Annotated in this window: 20 protein-coding genes; 16 read left to right on the top strand and 4 right to left on the bottom strand. The window is 34.6% G+C overall.

The annotated features are described in order from the left end of the window. Positions 1 to 50: 50 nt before the first annotated feature. Complete coding sequence (locus B0X80_RS14015) at positions 51 to 296, bottom strand: DUF2164 domain-containing protein (RefSeq protein WP_077341279.1); 246 nt, start codon at positions 294 to 296, stop codon at positions 51 to 53. Positions 297 to 521: 225 nt separating this feature from the next. Between B0X80_RS14015 and iscX the strand changes: the two genes are divergently transcribed. From iscX to B0X80_RS13965, 10 genes are all read left to right on the top strand, one after another. Continuing rightward, positions 522 to 722 (top strand): Fe-S cluster assembly protein IscX, encoded by a 201-nt coding sequence (gene iscX / locus B0X80_RS14010; protein ID WP_077341277.1) that lies wholly within the window; start codon positions 522 to 524, stop codon positions 720 to 722. 132 nt (positions 723 to 854) lie between these two features. Next, a complete protein-coding gene (locus B0X80_RS14005; RefSeq protein WP_077341275.1) occupies positions 855 to 2,546 on the top strand; it encodes an NAD-dependent malic enzyme in 1,692 nt (563 codons plus the stop codon). A gap of 191 nt (positions 2,547 to 2,737) precedes the next feature. Further along, positions 2,738 to 2,986 carry a 30S ribosomal protein S16 gene (gene rpsP, locus B0X80_RS14000; protein WP_076420269.1) on the top strand — a complete coding sequence of 83 codons (249 nt, stop codon included), beginning with the start codon at positions 2,738 to 2,740 and terminating at the stop codon, positions 2,984 to 2,986. A gap of 25 nt (positions 2,987 to 3,011) precedes the next feature. Continuing rightward, entirely contained in the window at positions 3,012 to 3,545 is a 534-nt protein-coding gene (gene rimM, locus B0X80_RS13995; protein ID WP_077341273.1) for a ribosome maturation factor RimM, read from the top strand. Between the two features lie 3 nt (positions 3,546 to 3,548). After that, positions 3,549 to 4,358: a tRNA (guanosine(37)-N1)-methyltransferase TrmD gene (gene trmD / locus B0X80_RS13990; RefSeq protein ID WP_281253018.1), complete on the top strand. Its 810-nt coding sequence runs from the start codon at positions 3,549 to 3,551 to the stop codon at positions 4,356 to 4,358. Between the two features lie 12 nt (positions 4,359 to 4,370). Continuing rightward, positions 4,371 to 4,724 carry a 50S ribosomal protein L19 gene (rplS, locus tag B0X80_RS13985; RefSeq protein WP_077341269.1) on the top strand — a complete coding sequence of 118 codons (354 nt, stop codon included), beginning with the start codon at positions 4,371 to 4,373 and terminating at the stop codon, positions 4,722 to 4,724. Between the two features lie 191 nt (positions 4,725 to 4,915). Further along, on the top strand, positions 4,916 to 6,862 hold the full coding sequence (acs, locus tag B0X80_RS13980; protein WP_077341267.1) for an acetate--CoA ligase: 1,947 nt from the start codon (positions 4,916 to 4,918) through the stop codon (positions 6,860 to 6,862). Between the two features lie 265 nt (positions 6,863 to 7,127). Next, positions 7,128 to 8,198: a 3-deoxy-7-phosphoheptulonate synthase gene (locus B0X80_RS13975; protein ID WP_077341572.1), complete on the top strand. Its 1,071-nt coding sequence runs from the start codon at positions 7,128 to 7,130 to the stop codon at positions 8,196 to 8,198. 96 nt (positions 8,199 to 8,294) lie between these two features. Further along, positions 8,295 to 9,431, top strand: a complete 1,137-nt coding sequence (tyrA, locus tag B0X80_RS13970) for a bifunctional chorismate mutase/prephenate dehydrogenase (RefSeq protein ID WP_089024890.1) — start codon at positions 8,295 to 8,297, stop codon at positions 9,429 to 9,431. A 31-nt stretch (positions 9,432 to 9,462) separates the two neighbouring features. Next, positions 9,463 to 9,969: a thioredoxin family protein gene (locus B0X80_RS13965; protein ID WP_077341265.1), complete on the top strand. Its 507-nt coding sequence runs from the start codon at positions 9,463 to 9,465 to the stop codon at positions 9,967 to 9,969. Between the two features lie 4 nt (positions 9,970 to 9,973). Here B0X80_RS13965 and B0X80_RS13960 read toward each other — a convergent pair whose 3' ends face one another. Both B0X80_RS13960 and B0X80_RS13955 read right to left on the bottom strand, forming a co-directional pair. Further along, positions 9,974 to 10,573, bottom strand: a complete 600-nt coding sequence (locus B0X80_RS13960) for a hypothetical protein (RefSeq protein WP_077341263.1) — start codon at positions 10,571 to 10,573, stop codon at positions 9,974 to 9,976. Positions 10,574 to 10,649: 76 nt separating this feature from the next. Continuing rightward, the gene (locus tag B0X80_RS13955) at positions 10,650 to 11,390 is read right to left on the bottom strand and encodes a DUF748 domain-containing protein (RefSeq protein ID WP_077341261.1); all 741 of its coding nucleotides are present in this window, start codon (positions 11,388 to 11,390) and stop codon (positions 10,650 to 10,652) included. A gap of 506 nt (positions 11,391 to 11,896) precedes the next feature. On the opposite strand from B0X80_RS13955, the gene B0X80_RS13950 reads away from it, so the two are divergent. From B0X80_RS13950 to B0X80_RS13935, 4 genes are all read left to right on the top strand, one after another. Next, on the top strand, positions 11,897 to 12,415 hold the full coding sequence (locus B0X80_RS13950; RefSeq protein WP_077341259.1) for an RNA methyltransferase: 519 nt from the start codon (positions 11,897 to 11,899) through the stop codon (positions 12,413 to 12,415). 264 nt (positions 12,416 to 12,679) lie between these two features. Then, on the top strand, positions 12,680 to 12,886 hold the full coding sequence (locus B0X80_RS13945; RefSeq protein ID WP_070376065.1) for a cold-shock protein: 207 nt from the start codon (positions 12,680 to 12,682) through the stop codon (positions 12,884 to 12,886). A 336-nt stretch (positions 12,887 to 13,222) separates the two neighbouring features. Then, positions 13,223 to 13,999 (top strand): DUF2884 family protein, encoded by a 777-nt coding sequence (locus B0X80_RS13940; protein ID WP_175623947.1) that lies wholly within the window; start codon positions 13,223 to 13,225, stop codon positions 13,997 to 13,999. A 113-nt stretch (positions 14,000 to 14,112) separates the two neighbouring features. Then, complete coding sequence (locus tag B0X80_RS13935; protein WP_077341255.1) at positions 14,113 to 14,559, top strand: DUF3010 family protein; 447 nt, start codon at positions 14,113 to 14,115, stop codon at positions 14,557 to 14,559. Positions 14,560 to 14,733: 174 nt separating this feature from the next. On the opposite strand, the gene rpsT is transcribed toward B0X80_RS13935, so the two are convergent. After that, positions 14,734 to 14,994, bottom strand: coding sequence for a 30S ribosomal protein S20 (gene rpsT / locus B0X80_RS13930; protein WP_076420193.1), 261 nt, complete (start codon positions 14,992 to 14,994; stop codon positions 14,734 to 14,736). Positions 14,995 to 15,262: 268 nt separating this feature from the next. Between rpsT and murJ the strand changes: the two genes are divergently transcribed. After that, positions 15,263 to 16,837: a murein biosynthesis integral membrane protein MurJ gene (gene murJ / locus B0X80_RS13925; RefSeq protein ID WP_077341253.1), complete on the top strand. Its 1,575-nt coding sequence runs from the start codon at positions 15,263 to 15,265 to the stop codon at positions 16,835 to 16,837. Positions 16,838 to 16,981: 144 nt separating this feature from the next. Further along, entirely contained in the window at positions 16,982 to 17,914 is a 933-nt protein-coding gene (gene ribF / locus B0X80_RS13920; RefSeq protein ID WP_077341251.1) for a bifunctional riboflavin kinase/FAD synthetase, read from the top strand. Positions 17,915 to 17,928 lie beyond the last annotated feature (14 nt).

Genomic DNA, 17,928 nt, shown 5'->3' with positions numbered 1-17,928 from the left:
GAGTATTTGCCTCAAATCAATTTTTATTTAAAGGTTTTGTTAAGTAGGTATTATGGAATGGGTTGTTCAATTTCATAAATTGCGTCTGAAATGGTGTCTAGTTTTTCATTTAAAATAGCTTGAGCATCATATAAACCTTTATTGTAAAAGAATACTCCCATTTCTTTAGCGATAAAGTCTAAAAGAAAATCGGCATCAAATTGCTCCAATTCACTGTCTAATTCTTTTAAAAAATATTTTTGTAATTTAATTATTATTTGTTCTTTTTGTTGTAATGAAAATTCAATGGCCGACATATCAAAACCTTCGCTTATTATTTAACTGTAACTGTTATAATAACAATTAATATAATGTTGATGTTTGAAAAATAATGAAAAAAAATTGGTTTGCTTGGTGGCATACGCAATGTCAGTATTGTAAAAAAGCACGAATGATTCTTTTATGGTTGATATTAATGCTACTTGTCGATGCATTATGGTTTCATTTGTTAATAAATTAATAACCTTAAAACAGGTGGGAATATGGGATATCGTTGGACAGACTCGTTAGACATTGCATTAGATCTTATGGAAGAGCATCCTGATGCAGATCCTATGAAACTTAATTTTACACAATTAAGAGCTTGGGTTATCGCCTTAGAAAATTTTGATGATAATCCTGAACACTCAGGCGAAAGAGTGCTGGAAGCCATTCAGTTAGCATGGCTGTCAGAAGTCGATTAATTTTCTATTATTTTGCAGGGGCTTACTGTAAGTTTTATTAATCTTTATTGATACTTATGTTAGCCTATATAAAATCCGTGAATTTTCATTATTTACATAGCTATATAAAACTATAAAAGTTACTCAATTATTATGACCAATAACAAAAAACATCCACTATATATACCCTATGCAGGACCATCGTTATTAGAAACACCTTTATTGAATAAAGGCAGTGCTTTTACTTCTGAAGAGCGCGCAAGCTTTAATTTAACTGGTCTATTGCCTCCTCGTTACGAAACAATTGATGAGCAAGTTGAACGTGCTTATATGCAATACAAAAGTTTTGATGAAGATTTAAATAAACATATTTATTTAAGGGCTATTCACGACAACAACGAAACATTATTTTATAAACTGGTTCAAGCTCATTTAGCTGAAATGATGCCTATTATTTATACGCCTACAGTGGGTGATGCATGTGAGCAATTTTCAGATATATATAGAAGCTCAAGAGGTTTATTTATCTCTTACGAAGAGCGTCATAATATGGATGATATTCTGCGTAATGCTACAAAGAATAAAGTTAAAATTATTGTTGTTACCGATGGTGAGCGAATTTTAGGTTTAGGCGACCAAGGTATTGGCGGTATGGGTATACCTATTGGTAAGCTTTCATTATATACAGCTTGTGGTGGTATTAGCCCCGCTTATACATTACCTGTAATGCTTGATGTAGGAACAAATAATGAAAAGCTATTAGCTGATCCTATGTACATGGGGCGTCGTCATAAGCGTATTGGACAGGAAGAATATAACGAATTTGTTGATATGTTTATTACTGCTGTTAAGCGACGCTGGCCGCGAGTTTTACTACAGTTTGAAGACTTCGCACAACCTAACGCAACCCCGTTACTTAATAAATATCGTGATGAAATATGCTGCTTTAATGATGATATTCAAGGCACCGCATGTGTAACTGTAGGTTCTTTACTTGCCGCTTGTAGAACAAAAGGTGCCAAGCTTTCTGAACAAAAAGTTGTATTTGTTGGTTCTGGCTCTGCGGGATGCGGTATTGCTGAACAAATTATTACTCAGATGATCAGTGAAGGGGTTTCCGCTGAACAAGCACGAAGCCAAATATATATGATTGATCGTTTAGGATTATTAATAGAAGGTATGGAAGGTTTAAGGGATTTTCAAAATATACTTTGTCAACCTTTAGCTAATATTAGTGACTGGAACATAGATGGTCAGGTACCCTCATTACTAGACGTAGTAAATAACGCAAAGCCTGATGTATTGATTGGGGTGTCAGGTGTTGCAGGTTTATTTACTGAAGAACTTATAAAAACAATGAAATCACATTGTCGCTTACCTATTATCTTTCCATTAAGTAATCCTATAAAGCAAGTTGAAGCCAAGCCTGCTGATGTTATTGAATGGTGTGATGGTGAAGTAATTATTGCTACAGGTAGCCCTTTTTCTCCTGTGCACTTTAACGGGAAAAACTTCCCTATTCCTCAATGTAACAATAGTTATATTTTTCCAGGGTTAGGTTTAGGTGTTGTTGCTGCAAATATTAGCCGAGTTACTGACGAAATGTTAATGGTAGCTAGTGAAATGCTGGCCTCAGAGTCACCTTTAGCCAATACTGGACAAGGCGAATTACTACCACCGTTAACTTCTATTGCACAGCTAAGTAAAAAAATAGCCTTTGCTGTGGCTAAAGTGGCTTACAAGCAGGGTCTAGCATTAGAAATAAATGACGAAATGTTATTGGCAAAAATTGATCGTAATTTTTGGAACCCTGAATACCGTCAATATAAAAGAATTAGCACTTAAAAAGGTTAATTGTCCATATTTGCTGATATATAAATCGTTCACAGTTTATTTATCAGCAAGTTTTTACTTCAAAGCCAGATATCGTTTGCATTTTTTATCTAAAAGCGTAGAATACGCGAGCTTTTCTGTCACATATGGTGGCAGAAGTGTCTGGAAAATCCGTTTTAACACTTAATATAATAGAGGGCGATATGGTTACCATTCGTTTAGCTCGTGGTGGCGCTAAAAAGCGTCCATTTTATCAGGTTGTAGTTGCAGATAGCCGTAACTCTCGCGATGGTCGTTTCATCGAGAAAGTTGGTTTCTTCAACCCAACAGCACAAGGTCAAGCTGAGAAATTACGCTTAGATCTAGATCGTATCAACCATTGGGTTGGTCAAGGTGCTGGTTTATCTGATCGTGTAGCTAAGTTAGTTAAAGATGCTCAAGTAGCAGCTTAATTATGCTTAGAAGGTTTTAGGAGTCATTGTGAAAGAATTAGGTAAAGAGATCATCTTAGGTAAAGTAGGCGCTGTTTACGGTATCAAAGGCTGGTTAAAAATCCATTCATTTACTGGCGACCAAGAAGCCATTTTAGACTATTTTCCTTGGTCTTTAAAATTAGGAAATAAAACGCAATTAGTGGAGATAACTGATTGGCGTCGACACAGTAATTCACTTATTGTCAAAGTTGCAAATGTTGATGATCGAGATATTGCGCAAGCATATGTAGGATCTGAAATAATTGTTAATGAAAAAGCGTTACCTGAACTACCTGAAGGGGAGTTTTATTGGCGTGACTTAATTGGTATGACTGTTGTGACTACTCAAGGTTATAACCTTGGTAGTGTTTCTGATGTTATGGAAACAGGCGCTAACGACGTACTGGTTGTAAAAGCTAATCTAAATGACGGATTTGGTAAAAAAGAAAGGTTAATTCCTTACTTATTTGAGCAAGTTGTAGAGTCAGTTAGTTTAGAAAATAAACAAATTTGTGTTGACTGGGATCCAGGTTTTTAACTCGTGAGTAACTGCAAATTATGGATAGGGGTGATAAGCCTTTTTCCAGAAATGTTTGATGCAATCACTGAGTATGGAGTAACTGGCCGAGCAATTCGTAATGGTTTGATTGACTTTCATAAGTGGAATCCTCGTGATTTTACCCATGATAAACATCGCACTGTTGATGATCGACCTTATGGCGGTGGTCCAGGAATGCTGATGATGGTTCAACCATTACGAGATGCCATTATTGCTGCACGCGCTGCAGCAGATGTTGATGGTAGTTCTCATAAAGAGAAAGCTAAGGTTATTTATTTATCTCCGCAAGGACGTAAATTAGATCAAGCTGGTGTACGCGAATTATCACAACATGACCGACTGATATTTATAGCAGGACGTTATGAAGGCATAGACGAGAGACTAATCGAGTCGGATATCGACGAAGAATGGTCTGTTGGTGATTATGTTTTAAGTGGTGGGGAATTACCTGCCATGAATGTAATCGATGCTATAGCACGCTTTGTTCCAGGTGTATTAGGACACGAACAATCAGCCGAACAGGATTCATTTTCTGAAGGCTTATTAGATTGTCCGCATTACACAAGGCCAGAAGTATTGAATACCTCTTCTTTAGAAGAAAAATCAGTACCTAAAGTGTTGTTAAGTGGTGATCACAAACGCATTGAACAGTGGCGTCAGTTTAAGTCTTTGGAAAGAACGTGGAACAGAAGACCAGAACTATTAACTAACCTAGCTCTGACAGCGGAACAGAAAAAACACCTGCTTTTAATTAAGAGTGGTGAGAAATTTGTTGATGACTGTGAACCCTAGGAAGAAGGTATTATGAGTAATATTATTAAACAGCTTGAAGCTGAACAAATGAAAAAAGATGTACCAGCATATTCACCAGGTGATACTGTTGTTGTACAAGTAAAAGTTACAGAAGGTGATAAATCTCGTCTACAAGCATTTGAAGGCGTAGTTATTGCTATAAAAAACCGTGGCATCAACTCTGCATTCACTGTTCGTAAAATATCTAACGGTGTTGGTGTAGAACGTGTATTCCAGACACATAGCCCTATCGTTGATTCAATTGAAATCAAACGTCGCGGTGATGTTCGTCAAGCTAAACTTTACTATCTTCGTGAACGTTCAGGTCGCTCTGCACGTATCAAAGAAAAATTGGGTAAAAAGTAATTTTTTAATAATTAAAAAATTATCTATTAGCTTGAATAAAACCTGTGTAGGAAACTACACAGGTTTTTTGTTTTTATAATCCCTCATTTTTATAATATCAATATATACCCGTTACCTTTTCCTTCCTTTTCATATAAGCTTTGAAATACTAAAAAATTTCAGTATTAAAATTAAAAAATAAAGGTATGCACATGCAAGAACTGAAAGCTATTTACCCTATCTTAGAAAGTGCTAAACAACACACCCATATTAATAGCGCAACTTACAACGAAATGTATAAGCAATCTATTGAACAACCTGATGTTTTTTGGGCAGAGCAAGCCGAACAATTTTTAGATTGGTACCAACCTTGGGGTAGCGTATCTGATGTTGATTTAAAAACGGCTGATATAAAATGGTTTTCAGGTGGTAAATTAAATGTTTCTTATAATTGCATCGATCGACATTTAGCCACTAAAGCTAATGATACAGCGATTATTTTTGAAGGTGATGATCCAAGTGAAGATGACCACATTAGCTACCAACAACTGCATGATCATGTATGTCGTTTTGCTAACTTATTAAAAGCGAGAGGTGTTAAAAAAGGCGATCGCGTTTGTATTTATATGCCTATGATCCCTGAAGTGGGCTATGCGATGTTAGCTTGTGCGCGTATTGGTGCTGTTCATTCAGTTGTATTTGGTGGTTTTTCAATGGAATCAATTAAAGCACGTATTCAAGATGCTGATTGCCAAGTGGTAATAACGGCTGATGAAAGTTTACGTGGTGGTAGAGCAATTCCATTGAAGTCAAACGTTGATGCAGCCATAACAGAATGCCCAAATGTACATTCCGTTATTGTTGTTAAGCGTACCGGTGGAGAAATTACGTGGAATAATCGTATTGATGTAGATTACGCCACAGAAATAAAGAACCTACCTGCTACGTGTCAGCCAGAAATCATGGATGCTGAAGATCCTCTCTTCATTTTATATACATCAGGTTCAACAGGAACACCAAAAGGAGTACTTCATACTTGCGGTGGTTATTTGTTATATGCTGCCATGACACACAAATATGTTTTTGATTACAAAGATGGCGAAATATATTGGTGTACAGCAGACGCTGGTTGGATCACAGGACATTCTTATATTTTTTATGGGCCATTAGCAAATGGTGCAACCACATTGATGTTTGAAGGAATTCCTACTTATCCAGATGCTGGTCGATTTTGGCAAGTATGTGAAAAACATAAAGTTAATATTTTTTATACCGCTCCTACTGCGATTAGAGCATTAATGAGTGTAGGTGATGATCTAGTTGAAAAGGCCGACCTTTCATCGTTACGATTATTAGGTACGGTAGGCGAGCCAATTAATCCAGAAGCTTGGCATTGGTATTATGAAGTCGTGGGTAAGTCTACTTGCCCGATTGTTGATACTTGGTGGCAAACAGAAACTGGCGGAATTTTAATTACATCTTTACCTGGTGCGGTCGATATGAAACCGGGGGTCGCAGGTAAGCCATTTTTTGGTGTTAAACCTGCTCTTTTTGATAAAGATGGCAATACATTAGAAGGTGAAAATAGTGGTTTACTTGTGATGACAGGTAGTTGGCCCGGACAATTAAGAAGTGTTTATGGCGATCATAAACGTTTTTATGATACCTATTTAGGGCAATATCCGGGAAATTACTTTACAGGTGATGGTGCTAAACGTGATGAAGATGGTTATTACTGGATAACAGGGCGAGTAGACGATGTACTTAATGTATCAGGTCATCGATTAGGCACTGCTGAAATTGAAAGTGCACTAGTACTTCATCCTGCTGTAGCTGAAGCTGCCGTTGTAGGTTACCCGCACGAAATTAAAGGGCAGGGTATTTATGCATATGTTTCTTTAATGAAAAATGCGACAGAATCAGATGAGCTCATTAAAGAACTTACAGAGTTTGTCGCAAATGAGCTTGGACGTTTTGCAAAGCCTGACTATATTCAATATGCACCGGGATTACCCAAAACTCGATCGGGTAAAATTATGAGAAGAATTTTACGTAAAATAGCAGAAAATGATCTCGATACGCTAGGAGATATATCTACATTAGCGGATCCTACTGTAGTAGAAAACCTAATAGATAAGCGAATTATTCATGGTGAATAATAAAGTCTTTACAGTTTTGTAATGAATAAGCACCTTTTGGGTGCTTTTTTTTTGTTTGTTCTATGTACCTAACCATAAAATATGTGTAAAATATTTAATACAAATTGAGTAAATATAAGTTTACGGTTTGTATTTGTAAGGGTTTTGATTGATTTTATAACTATTCTGGCTTTTTACTATTACATTTAAGTATGACTAATTGATTTATTCTTATTTAATTATCTATGATGAGGCGAGAGTTATGACAGAAGAAACAAATACAGAGATTAAAAAAAGTCGTTTAAACGACATTCATGTAAATGCCGAGGAAGTTCTCATTACCCCTCAAGCTTTAAGAGATGAATTACCTTTACCAGAGTCAGGTAGAGTCTTTGTACAGCAAGCAAGAAATGTTATTGCTGATATCATTCATAAAAAAGATAGCCGTTTATTAATTATTAGTGGTCCATGTTCTGTACATGATGTTGATGCGGCAAAAGAATATGCTCGCGAACTTAAAAAACTTCATGAAGAATATAAAGACACTTTATACATAGTAATGAGAGTCTACTTTGAAAAACCAAGAACAACAGTGGGTTGGAAAGGTTTAATCAATGATCCTCACATGGATGGATCATTCGATGTTGAATCAGGCTTAAGAAAGGCAAGAGAGTTACTTATTTACTTAACTGAATTAGGACTACCTTTAGCAACTGAAGCGCTAGATCCTATTAGCCCGCAATATTTAGCTGAGTTATTTAGTTGGTCTGCAATTGGTGCAAGAACAACCGAATCTCAAACTCATAGAGAAATGGCTTCAGGTTTGTCTATGCCTATTGGTTTCAAGAATGGCACTAAAGGTAGTTTAGATGTAGCCATTAATGCAATGCAATCAGCAGCATCATCACATCGCTTTATGGGTATTAATACACAAGGCCAAGTAGCGTTGATTAAAACATCAGGTAATCCAGATGGTCATGTTATTTTACGTGGCGGTAAAAAACCTAATTATGGCGCTGAAGATGTTGCTTTATGTGAACAAGAGCTAGCTAAGCATGGTTTAGAGCCAGGCATTGTTGTGGATTGTTCTCATGGTAATTCAAGCAAAGATTATTCACGTCAACCAATTGTAGCAAATGATGTTTTTGATCAAATAGTTGAAGGTAATAAGTCAATTATTGGTATTATGCTTGAAAGTCACCTGAACGCCGGTAATCAGAGCGATAGTATTCCTATTGCTGAACGTGCTTATGGTGTTTCTATTACTGACGCTTGTATTGATTTAGCTACAACAAAAGAATTGATATCAACAGCAGATGAAAAATTACAAACTGTTTTAAAAGCACGTATTGCCTAGTCACTTTATATGTACTTATAGCAATGTAAAAAGCAAGAAATCTTACCTTTAAATGGTATAAGTATAAAATATTAACCGTACATTGATGAGACACCAATGGAAAAAATAGTATTTGATCAAAAACTCGCAGTATTAAGAGATGAAATTGACGTTATAGATTGTCAATTAGTTGAATTATTAAAAAAGCGACGTACGGTTACCACGAAAGTTGGCGAGCTTAAAAGTGAAGTAGGTATGCCTATTTATGCACCTGAGCGTGAGGAAGCATTACTGATTAAACGGAGAAAACAAGCACAAGATGTGGGTTTAAACCCTGATGTTATTGAAGATGTGCTCCGTCGTTTAATGAGCGATTCATACCTTAGCCAAGATGCAAGTGGTTATTTATGTGTAAATCCTAACTGTAAAAAAGTTGTTGTAATAGGTGGGAAAGGTCAGTTAGGCAGGATTTTTGTTGATTTGTTTACGCGTTCGAATTATCGAGTAGAAGTCATAGAGCAAGAAGATTGGCCTAACAGTAAAAATATATTAAGTGATGCAAGTGTTGTTATTGTTGCGGTACCTATTCGTTTAACAAGTTCTATTATTCAAAAACTTAACGATTTACCTGAACAATGTATTTTAGCTGATGTTACTAGTATAAAAGAATCTCCTTTATACGAAATGCTTAAAGTACATAAAGGCCCTGTTGTTGGTTTACACCCTATGTTTGGACCTGATATCACTAGTTTAGTAAAACAAACCGTTATAGCATGTGAAGGAAGAGATCAGGAAAGCTACCAATGGCTTTTAGAGCAAATAAAAATATGGGGAGCTAAAATATACACTGTAGATGCAGTTGCCCATGATCAGGCTATGGCTATGGTTCAAGTTATGAGGCATTTTTCAACTATTGCTTACGGCTATCATCTAATGACAGAAGGAGCTGATATAGCGCAGTTAGTAGAAATGAGTTCACCAATTTATCGATTAGAACTCATTATGGTTGGGCGTTTATTTGCGCAAAACCCAGTGTTATATAGCGATATCATTTTTTCTAATTCAGATAACATTGATATGATGAAACGGTTTGCTTATCGATTCTTAGAGTTACTTGAAGATGTAGAAACAGGGGATAAAGCGTCTTTCATTAATATGTTTAATCAAGTATCTGATTGGTTCGGAGATTATGCTGGCGATTTTCTAAAAGAAAGTAAATCGATGCTACTTAAAGCGAATGAACTAAAAAAATAACATTTCGATTAATTTTTAATAGGTAAATGGTATGCTAGCATTTAAATCAATTTCAAAAATTATAGTGCTAATTGGTTTCATACTACTCGCTTCTTGCACTAGTGGTACTTCAACATCAGGCAATACTATGTCGGGTATTATCACGAAAGATAACTTATTAGCGAGTGAAACTTCATTTAATCAAAGTTATCAGGCTTTTTTAATATCAGAAAAAGATAAATTACAAGTTAATGGTTGGCCAAGAGATTTACATATTGATATATATTTTGGGGCTTGGTGTCACGATAGTCAGAGAGAGGTGCCTAAAATACTTTCTATTCTAGATAATAATCCAAATGTAACATTTCAACTCATTGCTTTAGATATTGAGAAGAAAGATCCTGAACATTTAGCTAAAAAAAATAATATAAAATATACACCGACATTTGTTGTTTTTTTAGCGGGGAAGGAAATAGGCCGTATTGTTGAGCGACCTACTCAGAGTATTATTAATGATATTACTGCTATGTATTTTAATTCTTTAAAAGTTATTGATTAAAGAATTAAAATTTATAAGAAAAACCAACAGAAATACTTGTATCTATCCAAGTCGTGTCATTATATTCAGCGGCACATATATCTGTTTGACAAAACAATGTATCACCATCTTGCATTAAACTGGCGTAGGCTCTTAATTCAGTAACAATGGCTGCTTCTTTAGATATTTCATATCGAGTGCCTATAGCAGCAGTGAAAGAGGGGGCTATTTCACTTCCCCCATCCCCACTAAAACGTGCAGCACCTAAGCCAATGGATACTGTTGTGATATAGCTTTGCTGTTTAAATAGCGCAATACCATTAAAATGAGCATATACCACATCAACAGAACTTGTTTGATTATCATCTCCAAGCACAAAGTCGTGGCTTGCATAATTTACCAGTACTTGTCCTTGACCATTCGGTGACTCTTGCCAAGCGACAGCTATTCCAAAGTGGGTTGCAGTATCAACAGATATTGACGCATTAGTTTCAGGAACAGTTAAATCGGAACTAGACATTATCCCAATGTAAGGAGTTACTTCAAATTGAGTTGCCATTATTGGAGCACTAACTAAAGCTAATACTCCTATCATCATCGGTAACATATTACTTGAATGTGACATATTTAATCCCTTTTATTTGTTCTTATTTTTATCATATTATAAAATTTAGAATAACGTTACTAAGTGAACATAGTTATTAATTTAAAAAGCTACCTAATTTATCTAAGGCTTTTTCTTTTAGCTTATTTTTAATTTTGTCTTTTAATTTTTCTTTTTGTTCTGCTTTAGCTTGTTTCCAAATTGAAGATAAAGCTTGTTTCGCTATTTCTGCGCCCAATAAACTTGCTGGTAAGCCCTTATCACCACCAATATTAGTTAAGTTAATATCTGGTAAAGTAATTTGATGCTCTTTATTACCTAACGCTGATAAATCTAGTGATAAATTTGTGCCAGCAAGAATAAGTTTACTTACGCGAATATTCGGTTCTTTTTGAGAAGAATTTTCTGGTTGTTGAGTTTCAGCTTCACTTTTAGGCAGGTTTTTTTCTATATCATCTAATATGTCTGATAAATTCGCAGAACCACTTTGAGCTAGCTCTACAAATGCTTGAGGATTATTTATTCTAATCTCATCTATAACGATAGGATCTTCAGCAAGGCTTTTAATATTAATATCTAATAATATTGTTTCAAATGAAAAAGCATGCGGATATTTGTATTTTTCTGGGTTACTTAAACTAAATCCATTAATAGCACCTGAGCCTTTTATTAACTTCATTTCAACATTTCTAACAAGTACTGTTTGATTAGTAATCTTACTGCCTTGAGTTTCTATTTGCTGTTTAATAAAGTCATCTAGCGAGCCATTAGCTAAGAACCATAATGCTCCGCCACAAACTAATAAAATAATAATAACGAAAGAGGCTAATTTATTCACGAATAATCCTTAATGTGTAAAAAACATAATGAGTATAAAGTACAGAGAGTATCTCTATACCCGCTATCATTCAAGATACAGGTTTCAGTGGGAACTAAAAAAAATTTAGACACAGATTTTACGTTCCAAACAAAAATCTAAGTACATACACCCATGTAGGAACCTGACTAAAGTTAATAACGCGGCATAAATTATTTTTAGAACCATCGTTGAAGCGCTTGAGCAAAACCACTTCATCAACACTGCTTTTTATAAGGGCGTAACCATTATTACCAAGCATTGTCTTGAATTGATATCGCTCGAGTGCTCTGAAATAGCCTCTTGATTAGTAACGGGTATATATTATCGAAAATTATAAATCATCTACTATATAAAAAATACCAGTAAAGTTAATAGAGTTATTAAGTAAAGAAATAACTCTATTAACTAAATTTACAGTATCAATGAGTTTATTAGAAAGCTTTATTCTTTATAATGCTCTTATATTTAATTAATTGTTGTAATTTATGGCTAATATAAGATTAAATTCTAAAGTTGAAGTAGGGTTAATTAACCCTAAAAGCCCCTCCAATGTAGGAGCTGTTATGCGTGCTGCGGGGTGTTATCAAGTAGATAAAGTTTATTACACTGGAAAACGCTACGAAAATGCCGCAAAGTTTAATACCGACACTAAAAATATAAAAGATAAAATCCCTTTAATTGCCCTAGAAGATATTACTGATGCTATTTCTAATGATAGAAAAATGATTTGTGTAGATTTAGTTGAAGGGGCTACTCCTCTTCCATATTTTGAACATCCTGAAAATGCGCTCTATATTTTTGGACCCGAAGATGGAACTATTCTTCAACCTATCATTAATAAAGCGGATGCTGTTGTTTATATACCGACTGTTGGTTGTATGAATTTAGCTGCAACTGTAAATGTATTATTATACGATCGAATGACGAAGTTAAATGATTTTCAACTAGGTGATGGGTTGATTAAGCAGAGTCGAGATAAAAACAATAGAACGAAAGTAGTGTGATAAGGAAGCGTATATAACCTTATTATTTCACTATTAGTTCCCACTAAATGTAAGGTGCTTATTTTTATATAAACAAAATTGCTTGACTAACCGTATTATTCAGCTAGAATGTTTTTAGCTTGAAAGTAATACCTATATTTATGTACGCCGTTTCGATGTTATATTTAGTAGCTCGTCCTGTTTAATAAGTAATAGCTTCACTTCCAGCAACACCGCCCTAATTTTGGGGCAAAAAAATTACTCTTAAAAAGAATAGGATATACAATGTCTACTACTACTGGTACAGTAAAATGGTTTAATGAATCTAAAGGTTTTGGCTTTATCGAGCAAGAATCAGGTCCAGACGTATTTGCACACTTCAGTGCTATTTCAGGCGACGGTTTCAAAACTTTAGCTGAAGGTCAAAAAGTTCAGTTTACTGTTACTCAAGGACAAAAAGGTCCTCAAGCAGAAAACATCCAAGCACTTTAATTTAATTACCGATTTATTCGGTTATTAATAAAGCGTATAAAAGGCAAGTTTATTCTTGCCTTTTTTGTATCTGGTAGTTTATTTACATATTTTTCTTATCCTTATATAGCACCATGCTCACTTCTTGTTTACTGATAGCCTTCCTTTATTCAAATTAAATAACGACAAAATTTAGCTGGTTAAAATAACCATACTTTAGTTATTTATACTAATTGATTGTTTTAATATTTTTATAATTACAACAGCTTTGCCTAATGTATTGATAATAAAGTATTTAATTTTTGGCATTAGATTTGTAATGTTATGGTTAATTCTAACGATATTATTAGGTATTTAATGATGAAAATATTATTAACAGGTATGCTTTTACTAAGCTCTAACGCTTTAGCTTATAGCTCTTCTTTTAGTGGTGGTGTTTGTGATTTTGACGTTAAAGGTGGAGTTCGTATTTCGTCATCAGAAATTGAATTTTTAAATAAAAATGAGCCCTTATACAAAATAGTTAACGACAATATACTTATTGTAAATAATAAAGAGATAACATTAAATACAAGCCAACAAAAACTGGTTTCTAGTTATTCTTATGAAATACGTGGTTTATTACCTCAGATAAAAACTTTAACTACAGATGCTATTACCTTGGCTTCTGAGGGGGTTAATTTAGCGTTTACTGAATTGTTAGGACCAAATAATTCATTAAGCAATGATCTGACAAGCCGCTTTGAGGAAATTCATTATGAAATTGATCAAAATTTTTCTGCTAATAAAACGGTTCATTTTGACGAAGATGGTTTTGTTGGAGATGACTTTTTTGGTGAAAATTTTGAAAAAATAATTGAAAGCGTAGTAGAGCAAACTGTTCAAAAATCTATTGGGAGCATTATGATTGCTTTAGGGCAAGAGTTATTATTCTCAAATGAAGGCGGAGCTTCTTTTGAAGCTAAAATGGAAAAGTTTGGTGAAAAGATCGAAACAGAGATGGAAGCTCGTGGGATGGAAATAGAAAAACGTGCAGTAAGTGTTTGTAGTGCAATTTTTAAAATAGATAAATTAGAAGAAAAACTACAGTCTGAAATAGAGCAACTTGAAGATATTGATATGCTAAGTATTTAAAAGTATAAAAGAAAGTCTTCTTGTCTTTTTGAATCTATATTTTTGTATAAGAAACTGCACCAAAACGAAAAGTACTTTATAATAACACCATTAGATAAAAGAGGTTTTGTTACATGAAGATATGTGGTGTTGAATTAAAAGGTAATGACGCGATTGTTTGTATTATGTCGCGAGAGAATGGGTTGTATGATATTCCAAGTATACGAGTACAGAAAATAGCAATCGCAGATGCAGGGGATGCTGAACAAGTACGAGCTTTCCAATTTACATTTGCTAAGTTAATGGAAGATTATAAAGTGGATAAAGTGGTTATTCGCGGTAGAGCATTAAAAGGAAAGTTCTCTGGCGGACCTGTAGGCTTTAAATTAGAAGCTGCTATCCAGCTTATTCAAGACTTGCCTGTTGAAATTATTGCGGGTAGTGCTGTTAAAAAGTCATTGGCGAAAAGTCAGGTTGATATAGATTTTAGGGATACTGGTTTAAAGCAATATCAAGAAAGCGCATTTGAAACCGTTTTTTCTTATTTTGAACAATCAGCTTATAAACCTAATAGTATTTAACTTTTAATTTAAATACATAAATTTGAAGGGAGCTTTTTAGCTTCCTTTTTTATTACTAAGCTTTGTCTAGCTAACTATTGCTCTTTAAATTATAACTTTTACTTTGCGTAAGATAAGTAAATTTTAGATATAAAAAAACCGACAAATGTCGGTTTTTTAAAATCTTTATAAAAATTAAAGAGCTTTAATAGCAGCGTTTAAACGACTTTTGCTACGAGCAGCTTTATTTTTATGAATAAGACCTTTACTTGCGTAACGATCTAAAATTGGTGTTGCAGCAGCAAATTCTTTAGTTGCTGTATCTTTGTCACCGGCTTCGATAGCACCAATTACTTTTTTAAGTAATGTGCGCATCATTGAGCGACGGCTTGCATTGTGTTGACGGCGCTTTTCAGATTGTACTGCGCGCTTCTTAGCAGACTTTGAGTTAGCCAAGGTGAACTCCTAAAATTGAATAAATATTGCCTAGATTTAAGGCGACGAAATATGCCTGTTTTAAAGGCGTTTGTCAAACCCTTTCGCTTTAATTTTTAATATTTAGGTTTAAATTGAAAACTAAACGAAAGGGGAGAATATCTATTTTAACATATACTTTTTGAAATAGGTGTTTAAGTTAATTTAAACGCTTGTTTCTGCTTATTAAAAAAACGCATAATAAGAACTTACCTTGAATCATTATAAATCGCGGTGTAGGAAATAAATTTTGAGTAAAAAACTCATAAAATCAGGATTGATTGTTAGCATTATGACACTCGTTTCTCGAGTATTAGGTTTAATAAGAGATGTTGTTATTGCGAATGTTATGGGGGCTGGTGTTGCGGCAGACGTATTCTTTTTTGCAAATAAGATCCCTAACTTTTTACGGAGATTATTTGCCGAAGGTGCTTTTGCTCAAGCCTTTGTACCTGTTTTAAGCGAATATCATGCAAAAGACGGCGATAAATTGGGGCCTGAAACACGGCAACTTATCGCACAAGTGTCAGGTACTTTAGGCGTTTTAGTTACTTTAGTTACACTTGTTGGTGTGATTGCATCTCCTGTATTTGTTATTTTGTTTGGCTTTGGCTGGTTTTGGGATTGGTTACATGATGGACCTAAAGCTGAACAATTTGAATTAGCTTCAATTTTATTGAAAATTACGTTTCCTTATTTGTTTTTTGTAAGTTTTACAGCTTTAGCTGGGGCGATTTTGAATACTGTTGGTAAGTTTGCTGTTTCGTCTTTTACACCTGTTTTACTTAATGTTTGTATTATCTGTTGTGCTATATTTCTTTCTTCATCGATGCCTAACCCTGCTTATGCACTTGCTATAGGTGTATTTATAGGTGGTGTTGTTCAGTTTTTATTTCAAATACCTTTTTTAATACAAGCTGGAGCTTTGGTTAAACCTAAGTGGGCATGGAAAGCTGAAGGTGTAACTAAAATTAGAAAATTGATTGTACCTGCATTATTTGGTGTGTCGGTTACACAAATCAATCTATTGCTTGATACATTAATAGCGAGTGTATTGGTTACAGGGTCGATTAGTTGGTTATATTATGCGGATAGACTTCTAGAGTTTCCTTTGGGGTTATTTGGTATTGGCATAGCAACGGTAATTTTACCTAGTTTATCTAAATTACACGCCAAACAAAATTCACAAGAATTTAAAAGTACGGTTGAGTGGGGGCTTAAAATAGTCTCTTTATTTGGTTGGCCAGCTTTGGCTGGCTTAATGGTGTTGGCTCAGCCTATTGTAATGGTTTTGTTTATGCGAGGAGAATTTTCTGAGCAAACTGTCATAAATGTATCGTATGCGCTTTTTGCTTATTTATCTGGGCTAATAAGTTTCATGTTTATTAAAATTTTAGCTCCTGCCTATTACGCAAGACAAGATACTAAAACTCCAGTCATTATTGGTATTAAGGCTATGGTGGCTAATATGGCATTTAATTTAATGTTGGCTCCTTTCTTTGGGTATGTGGGGTTAGCTATCGCAACAACCATGTCAGCTTCGTTAAATGCGTTTATGTTATACCGCGGATTGAAAAACCAAAAAGTATTTAACATAACGAATAGTGCATGGTGGTTTATGGCTCGTATCATGATTTCAGCTGGAATTATGGGGGGAGTGGTTTATATTATTTCACCTCCGTTTATAGAATGGTTGAGTATGACTAAATTAGAACAACTTATTCAGCTTGGTACATGTATAGGGTTAGGTGTTATTAGTTATTTTATATCTATTGTTGCATTGGGTATAAGAACTAAGGATATTAAAGTGCATACTCAGTTATAGGCTAACTACAACTAATCGTAAATAAATTTGATGAAATTGCGTTCAGATGCTGATTCTTATGGTTGAGTAATATATAATTCGTCGGTTTTTCCTTGTATATAAATAAAGTCTAACAAAAGTTTAGTAAAAAGGTTTCCTTAATAAATGCAGTTAATACGCGGTATTCATAATATACAACCCGAGCATCATGGCTGCGTGCTAACGATAGGGAATTTTGATGGTGTTCATTTAGGACATAAGCAAGTTATACAAGCGTTAATTAAACAAGCGAAAGAGCTTAACTGTACAGCTGCTGTTATGGTTTTCGAACCTCAGCCGCAAGAATTATTTTCTCCAGAGACTGCACCTGCGAGATTATGTAGGCTAAGAGATAAATATACATTATTAAAGTCGTTAGGTGTGGAGCGTTTAATTTGCGTTAATTTTAATGCTAAATTTGCTACACAGTCAGCTGAGAACTTTATTAAAGAGTTGCTAGTTAACAAATTAGGCATTAAAAGTTTGATTGTAGGCGACGATTTCCGATTTGGTAAAAATCGAGAAGGTAATTATGAAATGTTACGTAAGGCTGGAAAAACATCTCACTTTAATGTGTCTGATACGGCAAGTTACAAAATATTAGATCAAAGGATCAGTAGTACTGAAATTAGGCAAGCACTTGAAACAGATGATTTAGAACAAGCAGAAGTTATGCTTGGTAGGCCTTATTCTATAATAGGTCGAGTTTTTCATGGTGACAAAAGAGGGCGTCAGTTAGGTTTTCCTACGGCTAACGTAAAATTGAAAAGGCGTGTATCACCTGTAAATGGGGTATATGTTGTTAAAGTAAAAACGAATCTCGGGCTGTATTTTGGTGTTGCTAATATAGGATCGAGACCTACAGTTTCAGGTATAAGACAACAGCTTGAAGTACACATTTTTGATTTTGACTCTGATCTATATGGTCAAACAATCGAAGTGGTGTTACTGAAAAAATTAAGAAAAGAAATGAAATTTGATTCTCTTTCTGACTTAACAAACCAAATAGCTATTGATAGCGAACTAGCGTCTCAATACGTGGCTGAGTTAAGTACATAGAGTGAATCGCAACA

Source organism: Pseudocolwellia agarivorans, assembly GCF_002000085.1.
GTDB classification, from domain to species: Bacteria; Pseudomonadota; Gammaproteobacteria; order Enterobacterales; family Alteromonadaceae; genus Pseudocolwellia; species Pseudocolwellia agarivorans.
Note: the sequence above shows the minus strand (reverse complement) of the source record. Positions and strands in the feature narration are given on the sequence as shown.